The organism is Gemmatimonadaceae bacterium (assembly GCA_019752115.1).
Lineage (GTDB): Bacteria > Gemmatimonadota > Gemmatimonadetes > Gemmatimonadales > Gemmatimonadaceae > Gemmatimonas.
In genome coordinates this window covers 23,346-35,489 of record JAIEMN010000004.1, presented here as the reverse complement: position 1 = coordinate 35,489, position 12,144 = coordinate 23,346, and the positions used below count along the sequence as shown (strand labels likewise).

General features: G+C 66.9%; 8 protein-coding genes. 4 read left to right on the top strand and 4 right to left on the bottom strand.

Annotated elements, in window-relative coordinates; translation table 11 throughout:
- Positions 1-2 precede the first annotated feature (2 nt).
- Positions 3-1,550: a HAMP domain-containing protein gene (locus K2R93_01900; GenBank protein MBY0488570.1), complete on the top strand. Its 1,548-nt coding sequence runs from the start codon at positions 3-5 to the stop codon at positions 1,548-1,550.
- Between the two features lie 142 nt (positions 1,551-1,692).
- Here K2R93_01900 and K2R93_01895 read toward each other — a convergent pair whose 3' ends face one another.
- Positions 1,693-3,600 carry a M20/M25/M40 family metallo-hydrolase gene (locus K2R93_01895; GenBank protein ID MBY0488569.1) on the bottom strand — a complete coding sequence of 636 codons (1,908 nt, stop codon included), beginning with the start codon at positions 3,598-3,600 and terminating at the stop codon, positions 1,693-1,695.
- 82 nt (positions 3,601-3,682) lie between these two features.
- On the opposite strand from K2R93_01895, the gene K2R93_01890 reads away from it, so the two are divergent.
- Together K2R93_01890 and K2R93_01885 are read left to right on the top strand one after the other, a co-directional pair.
- The gene (locus tag K2R93_01890; protein ID MBY0488568.1) at positions 3,683-6,679 is read left to right on the top strand and encodes a hypothetical protein; all 2,997 of its coding nucleotides are present in this window, start codon (positions 3,683-3,685) and stop codon (positions 6,677-6,679) included.
- 125 nt (positions 6,680-6,804) lie between these two features.
- Positions 6,805-7,707 (top strand): histone deacetylase, encoded by a 903-nt coding sequence (locus K2R93_01885; GenBank protein MBY0488567.1) that lies wholly within the window; start codon positions 6,805-6,807, stop codon positions 7,705-7,707.
- A gap of 10 nt (positions 7,708-7,717) precedes the next feature.
- Here K2R93_01885 and K2R93_01880 read toward each other — a convergent pair whose 3' ends face one another.
- A complete protein-coding gene (locus tag K2R93_01880; protein ID MBY0488566.1) occupies positions 7,718-8,221 on the bottom strand; it encodes a hypothetical protein in 504 nt (167 codons plus the stop codon).
- A gap of 135 nt (positions 8,222-8,356) precedes the next feature.
- Here K2R93_01880 and K2R93_01875 point away from each other — a divergent pair, with 135 nt between their 5' ends.
- Complete coding sequence (locus tag K2R93_01875) at positions 8,357-9,727, top strand: hypothetical protein (protein ID MBY0488565.1); 1,371 nt, start codon at positions 8,357-8,359, stop codon at positions 9,725-9,727.
- A gap of 16 nt (positions 9,728-9,743) precedes the next feature.
- On the opposite strand, the gene K2R93_01870 is transcribed toward K2R93_01875, so the two are convergent.
- Together K2R93_01870 and K2R93_01865 are read right to left on the bottom strand one after the other, a co-directional pair.
- Positions 9,744-10,391, bottom strand: a complete 648-nt coding sequence (locus tag K2R93_01870; protein MBY0488564.1) for a gluconate 2-dehydrogenase subunit 3 family protein — start codon at positions 10,389-10,391, stop codon at positions 9,744-9,746.
- Positions 10,392-10,401: 10 nt separating this feature from the next.
- Positions 10,402-12,087 (bottom strand): GMC family oxidoreductase, encoded by a 1,686-nt coding sequence (locus K2R93_01865; GenBank protein MBY0488563.1) that lies wholly within the window; start codon positions 12,085-12,087, stop codon positions 10,402-10,404.
- Positions 12,088-12,144 lie beyond the last annotated feature (57 nt).

Below are 12,144 nucleotides of genomic sequence, written 5' to 3'. Positions count from 1 at the left end.
GCGTGCCCGATCGCGTTCACGCCGACATCTTCGCGTCGCCGCCGGCCACCGCGGCGGGCGAGGAACCCGCGGCCGCGCGGCGCTACCTCTCCATTCGCGCGCGACTCGCCTTCTACTACACCACCGCATTCGGTCTCCTCGTGCTGGTGGTGGGCGTCGCCACGTATCTGGTGCTGGTGAACATCACCCGTCGCGACGCCGACACATTTCTTACGGACACCGCCGATGCGGTGGGCGCGTCGCTGCAGCTCGCGCTGGCCACCGTGCCGCGTGATCGGCAGGCCGACTCGTTGGCGGTCCCGTGGGCCGCCGCCACCACGATCAACAACCATCGGTTCCGCGACATCGGTGTCGCGATCTTTCGCGCCATCCCCGCGCGCACGGCCCCATCGCTGACACTGGTCGCCGTTGACAGCACCTCACGTGCGACGCGCCTCTTTGGCGGGCTGGCCGGGTGGCAGAAGGCCAGTACGTCCGCCGTCCGGGCGCTGGCGGACATGGACACCGACGTCGTCACGCTCGCGCCCTATCGCGAACGGGTGGTCTCGATGCCCGTCCGCACGCGGCGTGGCGTGTTCGTGGTGGCCGTCAGTCAGTCCATCGAAACCAACGAGCGCGTGCTGCAGCGGGTGCGCGAAACGCTCCTTGTGGGGTTGCCGCTCTCTCTGCTGCTGGCCACGCTCGGCGGCTATCTGCTCGCCGCGGCCAGCCTGCGTCCGGTCGATGCCATGCGGGCGCAAGCGGCGCGCATCACCGCGAGCAACCTGCATGAGCGCCTTCCGGTGGCCCGCGCGACCGACGAACTCTCACGTCTGTCGCAGACCTTCAACGCGCTCCTCGATCGCGTCGAAGAGGCCTTTGCCCAGCGCCGGCGCTTTACGGCCGATGCCTCACACGAGCTGCGTACGCCGGTGGCGATCGTGATCGGGGAAAGCGAACTCGCGCTCTCCGCCGAGCGCACGCCCGAGGAGTACCGCGCGTCGCTGCAGGTCATTCACGGGGAGGCCCGGCGTCTCGCGCTCATCGTCGCCGACCTGTTTCTGCTGGCGCGCGGTGATGCCGCCGAGCAGCAGCTCAACCCGCAGGCGTTCTTTGCCGAGGAGCTCGTCGGCGATTGCGTCGATGCCATTGCGACGATCGCGCAGGCCAAGCAGGTGCGCCTCGAGTTCTCGCCGGTGAGCGAGGTGCCGATCACCGGCGACGAAGCCCTGCTGCGGCGCGTCGTGATGAACCTTCTCGACAACGCCATCAAGTACACTCCCGCCGGTGGCCGCGTCCTGGCCGAAGCCGAGCCCACCCCCGGCGGCGGCGCCCTCGTACGCGTCTCCGATACCGGCCCCGGCATCCCGCTCGAACATCAGGGGCGCATCTTCGAGCGCTTCTATCGCGTGCAGCACACCACCAACCGCGTCGGACTCGGCGACGCCACCGGCGCCGGACTCGGCCTGCCGATTGCGGCGTGGATTGCGAACGCACACGGAGGGACGCTGCGGCTCGTTCGGAGTGATGAGAGGGGGTCGGTGTTTGAGCTTTCTATTCCTGGTGGATGATTTGGGGTTTCCTTGAGAAGCGAGAGGCGAGTGGGAGTTGGGGTGGTGAGCCCGAGTCGTGCGCTCACGACTCCCCCACAGCACTCGCACTCCGACTCGCCTCTCGCCTCTCCACTTCAACCACCAGCGCCGACGGCGCTTCCTACCGTGAACACGTCGGCATCGTCGGATCCGCCCCCGCAATCGCCGGCCGATTCGGTCGGTTCGCCACCGCGGTCATCACCTGGTGAATGAAGTTCCCCAGGCGCGCCGAGTGGTCGTAATCGATGTACTGGGGTTCGTCGCTCTGCTGGTGGTAGTCCACGGCGTAGCCGAGTGACATGTAGACGACCGGGATGTCCTTGCGGACGTAGTTGACCTGGTCCGAGCGGCAGAAGCGATTGAGCGGGTTGGCGGGCACGTCCCAGCTCTTGTCGATCGCCATCGGCTCCTTGATGTTCGCGTTCACCGAGTCGATGATGTCGCCGAATTCGCGCGACAGGCGGCGCTGACCCAGCATCTGCACCGAATTCGGTCCGCCGTACTTCACTTCCCAGTTCCGGCCCGCGCCGACCATGTCCATGTTGTGCGCGGCCACGATCTGCTCGAGCGGCAGCGTGGGGTGATCGGTGAACCAGCGCGAGCCTAGGAGCCCTGCCTCTTCACCGACATGCGAGATGAAGATGATCGAGCGCTTGGGCTGCTCCTTCGCGAACTTCTCGGCGATTTCGAGCATCACCACCGTGCCCGAGCCATCGTCGTCGGCGCCGTTCATGATGCTGTCCTTGCGGACCGGGCGCGTGGCGCGCGCCTTGGCAATGAGCGCGTTGATCCTGGCCTGCTGCTCGGCCGTGGGCGTGCACACCGGGTCATTCGCGCCCTGACGGCGCACGACCATGTTGTAGGCCCGCAGTGAGTCGTGATCGACCGTGGTCGTGTTGACGCCCACGTGGTCGTTGTGTGCGCCGACGAGCACGTATTCGCTGGCCAGCTTGGGGTCGCTGCCGGGGAGCACGGCGATGACGTTGCGCGCCGGTGTCGGCGACATGCGCCACGCATGCTGCCACTGCGCGCTGATCGGCTGCCCAACGGTGCCGACCTGCAGTTCGCCGACCGGCTTGCCAAAGATCTGCTCGGCGGCGGCCTTGGAGATGTTGCCCCCACCCACCGCGCCGTCGTTGAGCGGGGTGGTGGGGCGCATGCTCATGGGCTGCGCAAAAACCTGATTGACCGCGGCCGGCGTCATGTCATCGAGGCCGATGATCAGCACCGCGGCCGCCCCGGCGCGCATGGCGCGGGTGTCGCGCACGGCGGTCGGCGCGTTCGGGCGCCGCGCGGCCGCGGCCGCCCCACCCGCGGCGCGCTGGCGCGCCTCTTCGGCGATGGCCGCGTTGGCGCCGAACTTGTCGGGCACGTCGGCGCAGCTCACGAAGCTCACCGGCGCGCCCTGGCTCGCCGCGACGGCGCGCATCGCGGGGGACGCCATGAACACGGCCACCTTGCCGCGAATCATCTGCTCGTCGAGCATGACGGCCGTATCGCCCCAGACGCCGGCGTAGACGGCCGGCGTGTTGGTGAGGCTGACCTTGGGGCCGATGCCATTGGCGGCGGTCGGCACGGTGGGAATCCAGTCCTTGCGCGCGACCAGCGTCTTGCCGCCCACGGTGAGCGTCATGCTGGTCGTGTCAAAGCCGCTCGGGCCGAAGGGGAGCACCTGGAAGTAGGTGCCGCTGTCGCCGGCCGGCTTGAGCCCCAGGCGCTTGAACTCACTCGCGACATACGCCGTACCCTTGTAGTTCCCCAGCTCGCCGATGCGACGTCCCATCATGGAGTCGTCGGCCAGCTGATAGAGGCGTGTCCGCAGATCGTTCGGGGTGATGGCGTTCTCGGTGGGGCGGGGCGCCCACTTGAACGGCCCTTCATCGGGCCAGAACGGCTTCGGCATCTGGACCTTGGCCTGCACCTTCCTGGCCGGGGGCGCCTTGTCCTGCGCGTGGGCCGCAGCACGGGGCAGAAGCGTCAGGGCGAGCGGCGCGAGCAGCGCGGCCGCGCGGATGGGACGGAAAGACATCACGTCGGTCTCGGGGGAAGTGGAGCGGGGTGTCCGAACCGGACAGCCGGCAGTCTCCCAAATTACGCCCCATATTGGGCCCATGCTGACCCGCCCCCGTTTCCTGACTTCGGTCGCGGCGCTCCTAGCCGCCACCGCCTCGCTGGGCGCCCAGAGCGCCCTCTCCCCCGCCGACCTCGGCGGCCTCAAGCTCCGCTCCATCGGTCCCGCCTCCATGAGCGGCCGCGTCGTGGACATGGATGTGGTCGAAAAGGACCCCTACACCATGTACGTGGCCGGCGCGACCGGCGGCCTCTGGCGCACCACCGACAACGGCGTCACCTGGCGCTCGGTGTTTGACGCGCCCGTCCACTCCATTGGTGATGTAGCCGTCTTCCAGCCTAACCCGAACATCCTGTGGGTGGGCACCGGCGAACGCGCCAGCCGCCAGAGCGTGGGCTGGGGCGACGGCGTCTACAAGAGCACCGATGCCGGCAAGACGTGGGTGAACATGGGGCTGCGCACGAGCATGCACATCGGCCGCATTCAGCTGCATCCCACGAACCCCGACATCGCCTTCGTGGCGGCGCAGGGGAGTGTCTGGGGAGCCGGTGGGGAGCGCGGGCTGTATCGCACCAACGACGGCGGCAAAACGTGGCAGCGCGTGCTGTACGTGGACGACGAAACCGGCGCCACCGATGTGGCGATGGACTGGAACGACCCGAACGTGCTCTACGCGGCCACGTACCAGCGCCGTCGCAGCGCGTACGGCTTTGATGGCGGCGGCCCCGGCAGCGCGCTCTGGAAGAGCACCGACGGCGGCACCACGTGGGCCAAGCTCACCGGCAACGGCCTGCCGAGCGGGGAGTACGGCCGCATCGGTATCGGGGTGTACCGCAAGAACCCCAAGGTCGTCGTGGTGAGCATTGAGCAGGGGCAGCGCTACAACGCCAGCACGGCCTACATCATTCGCAAGGCGGGGCTCTATCGCAGCGACGACGCCGGTGCCTCGTGGAAGTTCTTGAGCGACTGGAACCCGCGCCCCATGTACGCGAGCCAGCCGATCATCGATCCGAACGACGACATGCGCGTGTACATGCTGAACGCGTATTCGTACAGCGACGATGGCGGCAAGACGTTCACCGCGCCGCGCACCACCACGCACGGTGACGACCGCTTCGTGTGGGTCAATCCGAAGGACAGCCGCCATGTGGTCAAGCTCGACGACGGCGGCATCGGGATCTCGTACGATCGCGGCAAGACGTTCCTCTTCGTGAGCTCGCTCCCACTCTCGCAGTTCTACCGGATCACGGTGGACAACGCGATGCCCTTCAATGTGTATGGCGGTCTGCAGGACAACGGCTGCTGGATGGGGCCGAGTGCGAGCTGGAACACCAACGGCGTGCTGAACGAGCACTGGTCGCGCCTCTGCGGCGGCGACGGCTTCTGGGTGGCGCCCAACCCCAAGAACGCGCGTACGGTGTACTCGGCGAGCCAGTTCCTCGGGCTCCAGAAGAACGACACGCTCACCTGGCAGACGCAGGACATCCGCCCGGGTGACCCCACGGGCCACATCGCCGGCCGTCGCAACTGGGATACGTGGGGCAAGCCGGGCGCGTCGCAGGTCCTTGGCAACGCCATGCACATGGCCAACTGGGATGCGCCCTTCATCGTGAGCGTGCACGACACGAACACGATCTACGCCGGTATGCAGCATCTCTTCCGCTCGCGTGACGGCGGTCGGACGTGGACGGACCTCGGTGACATGACGACCGGTGTGGATCGCAGCACGCTGCCGCTCATGGGGCGCAAGCCGAGCGAGAACACGCTGTCGATCGATGACGGGGTGCCATACTTCCCGGGCTCCACGGCCCTCGCGGAGAGCCCGCGCGTCAAGGGGCTGCTCTACGTGGGCACCGACGACGGACGCTTCCGGGTGTCGCGGGATGGCGGCACCACCTGGAAGGATCTGCAGGACAAGTTCCCGGGTGCGCCGAAGGGATCGTGGTTTGCCGGCGTGGAAGCCAGCAAGCACGCCGACGGCACGGTGTACGTGACCATCGACAATCACCGCAGCAACGACTTCGCCAACTACGTCTACAAGAGCACAAACTTTGGCGAGACGTTCACGCGCATCGATGCCGGCCTGCCGGCCAATCGCGTGGCGCGTACGGTGCGGCAGGATCCGCGCAACGCCAAGCTGCTTTATCTGGCCACGGAGTTCGGGCTCTTCATCTCTCCCGATGACGGCGGGCAGTGGGTCCCCTTCAAGGCCAACATGCCCACAATGCCGTTCAACGATCTCGTGGTGCATCCGCGTGACAACGCGCTCGTGCTGGCGTCGCACGCCCGCGGTGTCTGGATTCTGGATCAGGCCAACGTGCTGCAGGAGCTCACGCCCGCGGTCATGCAGAAGGCCGCGCATCTGTTCACGATGCAGCCGGCGTATCAGATCCGCACCACGAACAACCGCCCGCACACGGGCGACATGCTCTTTCGCGGTGAGAACCCGCCGGTCGCGGCCTTCATTGACTACTGGATCAAGGACGCTGGCGCGCCGGTGACGCTCACCGTGCTCGACAGCGCCGGTCGCACGGTGCAGACCATCAAGGGGACGAACGCACACGGGATCAACCGGGTGCAATGGAATCTGCGCTACGCCGACCTGCCCATTCGCAGCGGTGGCGGTGAAGACGATGACGAAGGGCCGCGCGGTTCGACGCCCGGACCGTTCGTGTTGCCGGGGACGTACACCGTGCGCCTCGAGAGCGGTGGCGTGACGGCCACGCAGAAGGTGGTGGTGCGAGAGGATCCGCGCCTGACGGTCACCACGGCGCAGCGTGCCGCGTGGACGGCCTTCCATCGCGACATCGCGGCGCTGGCGACGAGCTTCGCTGAAGTGCAGGGCCGCTGGCGCGCCAAGACCGGCACCGACTCGGCCACGGTCGATCGCAAGCGCCAGGCGAACGAACTCGCCGCGCGCCTCGGCACGCTGTACAGCGCCGTCGGCCGCTGGACCGGCGCGCCGACGGCCGACCAGCAGACGCAGCTACGCTACTACAAGAAGATGGCGGCGGAGTTGGACCAACTCGCGAAGTAATTCACTAGAAACAAACTCGTCGGGGATACGGGGAGGCGGGGAGGGCCGCGTGGACCGTGAGTTCGCGCAGTCCTCCCCGATCCCCCGTGTCCCCGACGAGCTTTTTGTTGTTTTACGTTAAGGGCATGCCGCTGCATCTCTGGTCCTCGGCCCAATACGCCATCCCGCTGCCCGATGGGCATCGGTTTCCGATGGCCAAGTACGCGCTGCTGCGGGAGGCGGTGCTCGCCGAGGGGCTGGTGGCGCCGGAGCGGTTACATGACCCGCATCGCGCCGCGCGCGAGGATGTGCTGCGGGTGCACACGCCCGAATACGTGGCGCACATCGAGCAGGGCACACTCCCGCCGCTCGAGCAGCGGCGCATTGGCTTGCCGTGGAGCGAGCTGTTCGTGGAGCGCGCCTTTCGTGTGGTACAGGGGACCATCGAAGCCAGTGAGGCCGCGCTCGAACATGGCGTGGCCATGAACCTCGCCGGCGGCACCCATCACGCGTTCCCCGATCGCGGCGAAGGGTTCTGCACTTTCAACGATGTGGCGATCGCCGTGCGGCGCCTGCAGGCGCTCGGCAAGGTACGGCGGGTGGCTGTGGTGGATCTGGACGTGCATCAGGGCAACGGTACGCACGGCTGCTTCGCCGGCGATCCAAACGTGTACACCTTCAGCATGCACGGCGCCAAGAACTTTCCCTTCCACAAGGTGCCGGGGACGCGCGACGTCGAACTCGCCGATGGCACGGGCGACGAGGAGTATCTCGCCCTGCTCGCGGAGCATCTGCCCCAGGTGCTCCGCGAGGCGCGGCCTGACCTGGTGGTCTATCTCTCTGGCGCCGATCCGCATGAGGGGGATCGGCTGGGGCGCCTCAAGCTCACATTCGACGGGCTCCAGCGCCGCGACATGCTGGTGGTGAGCACCTGCCGCGAGGTGGGGCTGCCGGTGTGCGCCACCATGAGCGGCGGCTATGGCCACGATGTGCGCAACACCGTGGCCGTGCACGTGAATACGGTGCGGGTCCTGCGCGAATTCGCGTAGGCGTGCCGCGTCAGATCGCTGGCGGCTCCATCCCCATCAGCGTCCACTCTTCCTTGGCTGGCCCGTAGATCCCCGGCACAGTCAGCCCCGCTTGCCGCATCAGTACGGTCATCTGGCCGCGGTGATGGGTCTGGTGATTGAGCAGGACCGAGAGCGTAAAGCCGCGCGTCCACGACTCGCCGTAGAGGTTGTCCTGCTCGAACAGTGTCGCATCGCTCCAGTGCGCGCGGAGCTGTTCATCCAGCGAGGCGCTGGTGTCGTGATAGCCGGCGGCAATGGCCGACGCGCGCGCCGGCGCTGGCGCATGCTCATCGACACCGGTGATGTGCAGCCCCGTCTTGCTCATCATTTCCGGGATCGTCTGCGCGATATGCCAGGCGAGCCGCCCGAGCGTGCGCCCACCCTCGTGCACCGGCTGCGCGAGCGAGGCGTCGGTCAGGGCGTCCATCAGCTTCTGGGTGGTGGCGGATTCGTAGCTCCACGCGGCGAGAAACGCCTCGAGTGACGTGAACATCGGGAGGGCGGGACGAAAGTGGGGTGATGTAAGCGGTTACGCTGAAAAATGTGCTTGATGCCGGCGGAACGCACCACGAGCTTCAAGGCAGTGGTCGCCGCGTTCCACCTTCTCTCCGCGCGAAAGCACATCCCCATGCCACGTCCCGCCCGCTTCGGTTCCGCCGCGCTTCTGGCGCTGGCACTCTCCAGCACGCTGCTCACGTCGTCGCTTGCGGCGCAGGGCGACGTCTCGAAGCTCCCAGCGCGCCCCTCCCCCGAGTGGGTGAAAGACGGCGTGATCTACGAAATCTTCCCGCGCACCTTCTCCGCGCGCGGCGACTTCCAGGGCGTCATCGACGGCCTGCCCCGCCTCAAGCAGATGGGCGTCACCATCATCTGGCTGATGCCCATTCACCCCATCGGCGAGGTGAAGCGGAAGGGCACGATTGGCAGCCCCTATGCGGTGAAGGACTACTACGACGTCAACCCGTCGTACGGCACCAAGGCTGATTTCAAGCGCCTCGTGCAGGCCGCCCACGCGCAGGGGATCAAGGTCCTCATCGACGAAGTCCCCAACCACACCGCGTGGGACAACGTGATGCTCAAGACGCCCGGGCTCCACGTGCGCGACGCCAAGGGGGAGGTCCTCTCGCCGTACGACTGGAGTGATGTGGCGCAGCTCGACTACAAGAGCCCCAAGCTCCGCCAGTACATGACCGATCTGTACGTGCACTGGATCAAGGAGTACGACATCGACGGCTACCGCATGGATGTGGCGTGGAACGTCCCGGTGGACTTCTGGGAGGAACTCCGCCCCAAGCTCGAGGCGGTGAAGAAGGACATCATGCTCCTCGCGGAGGCGCATCAGGCCAATCTCATCCCGAAGGCGTTCGACAGCGATTACTCGTGGCCGCTGTACCATGCCACGGCCTCGGTCATCCAGGAGGGGAAGAGTGCGACTGTCGTGCGTGACGCCTGGGAAGAGGAGCGCGCGACCTACCCCAAGGGCGCAATCCACATGCGCCTCCCTGACAGCCACGACGAAAAGCGTGCCATCACGCGCTTTGGCGAGAAGGGCGCGCTGGCCGTGCATGCGCTCATGCTCACCCTCGACGGCCTGCCGCTGCTCTACAACGGCAACGAAGTCGGTGATCCCACCGAAAGCGGTGCGCCGGCGCTGTTCGAGAAGATGCCGGTCTTCTGGGACATGAAGGAGCGCGTGCCGCAGTTCGCCGAGTTCTTCAAGGTGATGCTCCCGCTGCGCGCGAGCTCGACCGCACTGCGTCGCGGCGACGTGAAGTGGGTCAACAACGCCGACCCCGATCGCATCCTGAGCTTTCTCCGCACCGCGCCGGGCGACACGGTGCTGGTGGTGATCAACCTCAGCAACCGCAAGTTTGGCGGTGGCGTGGAAGTGAGCGGGCAGTGGGAGGAAGTGGGACCGGGAGCCGCCACGCGCAGCGTGGGGCTCCCGGCGATTGGGATGGAAGGGTGGGGCTACCGGATCTTCCGCAAGAAGAACTGACCGAACGACGTCGCAGTCAGGCGTGCCCCGCCCAGGCGCGGTCGCCCTTTTTGTATGGCACGCACGCTTCGAACGGCCCCGGGCTCTCCTTGTAGCGGAGGGCCTGGGTGCATCCGATCTCCGAGGTGAAGAAGCCGAGGAGGGCGAGCTCCTTCATCATGCGGAAATAGTGCGTGGGGGCGTCGGCCGCCTTCTTCGCCATGTAGTCATGCGCCTCCCGGTCCAGCGCCGTCAGCAGCGCCGTGCGCTGCTCGGCGCTCACCTTCAGGAACCCCGCGCCGTGCATCGTCTCGCACGCCGCATCCAGGGTGCGGATCCCTTCGCGGAAGATCTGCTGGTCCTTGGGCTCGTAGCAGTCGGTCACCATCAGCGCCATGAACGGCCCCGTGGCGGCCGCCTTCGCGCCGGGCGACGCCGCCGTCGTTGGCAGGATGGTGTCGGCCACTTCGTCGAGAAAGGCCTGATCGGCCACGCTGAAGCTGCCAATCGCCTGCGGTCCCGTGGGTGTCGCGCGCGCCGTGTCGGCGCTGCCGCCACGCTCCTTCGCGCACGCCTCCAACAGTCCGGTGCCGCCCACGAAGGCGGCGCCGCCGAGCAGGACGCTCACGCGCCGGATCGCTTCACGCCGGTCCACACCGCGCGGGGTCGGTTCAAAATCGGTCATCGCCGCCTCCTCAGAGCTCGCGCTTGTTCAGCGCGTTCACGGCAAAGTCCACCGCGCGCGCGGTGAGCGCCATGTAGGTGAGGCTCGGATTCACGGCCGCCGAGCTGGTCATGCAGGAGCCGTCCGTGACGAACACGTTCGGTGCGTCCCACACCTGATTGTTGGCGTTGAGCACGCTGGTCTTCGGATCGCGGCCCATGCGCGCGGTGCCCATCTCATGGATGCCCATGCCGGGGGCGTAGCCGTTGTCGAACGTGTGCACGTTCTTCGCACCGCCCGCCTCCAGCATCTCGGCCATCTCGCTCATCATGTCCTTGCGCATCAGCTGCTCATTCTCGCCGATCGCGCAGTCGATCTTGAGCACCGGCATGCCCCACTTGTCGGTCTTGGTCTCGTCGAGACTGACCATGTTCTTGTGGTTGGGGAGCATCTCGCCGAAGGCGTTGGCGCCCACATTCCACTGCCCCGGCTCGGTGAGCATGTCCTTGAACGCGCCACCCACCCCCAACTCGGCGACACCACGCTGCCAGCTGTCGCGCCCCGCGCCGCCCTGATAGCCAAAGCCGCGCAGATACGCGCGCTTGTCGCCAAAGAGATTCACGAAGCGGGGAATGTAGAAGCCCGTGGGGCGGCGGCCGTTGTAGTACTGATCATCCATCCCCTCGAGCGTCCCGGAGGCACCGAGGCGGAAGTGATGGTCCATGAGGTTGTGACCAAGCTCGCCGCTGCTGCTCCCCAGACCGCCGGGCCAGATGTCGCGTGCCGACCGCATGAGCAGCCACGTCGAGTTCAGTGTCGACGCACACAGGAAGACGATCTTGGCCGTGTACTCGGTGCTTTGCTGCGTGAGCGCATCGGTAACCCGCACGCCCGAGACCCGCTTGGTGTTCTTGTCGTACACGAGTTCGTGCACGATGCTGTTCACCTTGAGCGTGAGATTGCCCGTCTTGCGGGCGGCCGGCAGCGTGGAGCTCTGCGTGCTGAAGTAGGCGCCGTAGATGCATCCCAGCCAGCAGGCATCGCGCGTCTGACACGCCCCGCGCCCGTCCATGGGCTTGGTGATGTTGGCGGTCCGGCCGATGATGAGGTGCCGCTTGCCGGCGTAGTGCTTCTCGAGCTTGGCCTTCACCCCCCGCTCGCCGCAGTTGAGCTCAAAGCCGGGGAGGAATTCGCCGTCGGGGAGCTGCGGCAAGTTTTCGCGCGTGCCCTGAATGCCGGCGAACTTCTCTACGTACGAGTACCAGGGCGCGATGTCCTTGTAGCGGATCGGCCAATCCACCGCGATGCCGTCCTTGGCGTTCGCTTCGAAGTCGAAATCACTCCAGCGGTAGCTCTGGCGCCCCCACATCAGCGAGCGGCCGCCGAGCTGGTAGCCGCGGTACCAGTCGAAGCGCTTGACCTCGGTGTACGGCGAGTCCTTGTCGTTCGCCCAGAAGTCGAGGTTCTTTTCGTTGAGCGGGTAGTCGCGCTTGAGCACCGGATAGTCGGCGATCATGCGCTGGGTGCGCCCGCCGCGGTGCGGGTACTCCCACGGCCCCTTGGTGGCGTTCGTGTAGTCCTTGATGTGCTCGACCATGCGGCCGCGCTCCAACAGCAGGACCTTGAGCCCCTTTTCGGTGAGCTCCTTGGCCGCCCAGCCCCCGGAGATGCCGGAGCCGACGACGATGGCGTCGAAAGCAGTCGGTTCGGATTGCATACCGGCGAACATACCGCGGGGCCACGGATCCGCGAGACGGTCGCGCCTTGACGGGGA

Excerpts from the sequence above, each read along its gene's own strand:
- K2R93_01895 (MBY0488569.1), bottom strand. The coding sequence starts at position 3,600 with ATGTCTTTCCGTCCCATCCGCGCGGCCGCGCTGCTCGCGCCGCTCGCC.
- K2R93_01890 (MBY0488568.1), top strand. The coding sequence starts at position 3,683 with ATGCTGACCCGCCCCCGTTTCCTGACTTCGGTCGCGGCGCTCCTAGCC.
- K2R93_01885 (MBY0488567.1), top strand. The coding sequence starts at position 6,805 with ATGCCGCTGCATCTCTGGTCCTCGGCCCAATACGCCATCCCGCTGCCC.
- K2R93_01880 (MBY0488566.1), bottom strand. The coding sequence starts at position 8,221 with ATGTTCACGTCACTCGAGGCGTTTCTCGCCGCGTGGAGCTACGAATCC.
- K2R93_01875 (MBY0488565.1), top strand. The coding sequence starts at position 8,357 with ATGCCACGTCCCGCCCGCTTCGGTTCCGCCGCGCTTCTGGCGCTGGCA.
- K2R93_01870 (MBY0488564.1), bottom strand. The coding sequence starts at position 10,391 with ATGACCGATTTTGAACCGACCCCGCGCGGTGTGGACCGGCGTGAAGCG.
- K2R93_01865 (MBY0488563.1), bottom strand. The coding sequence starts at position 12,087 with ATGCAATCCGAACCGACTGCTTTCGACGCCATCGTCGTCGGCTCCGGC.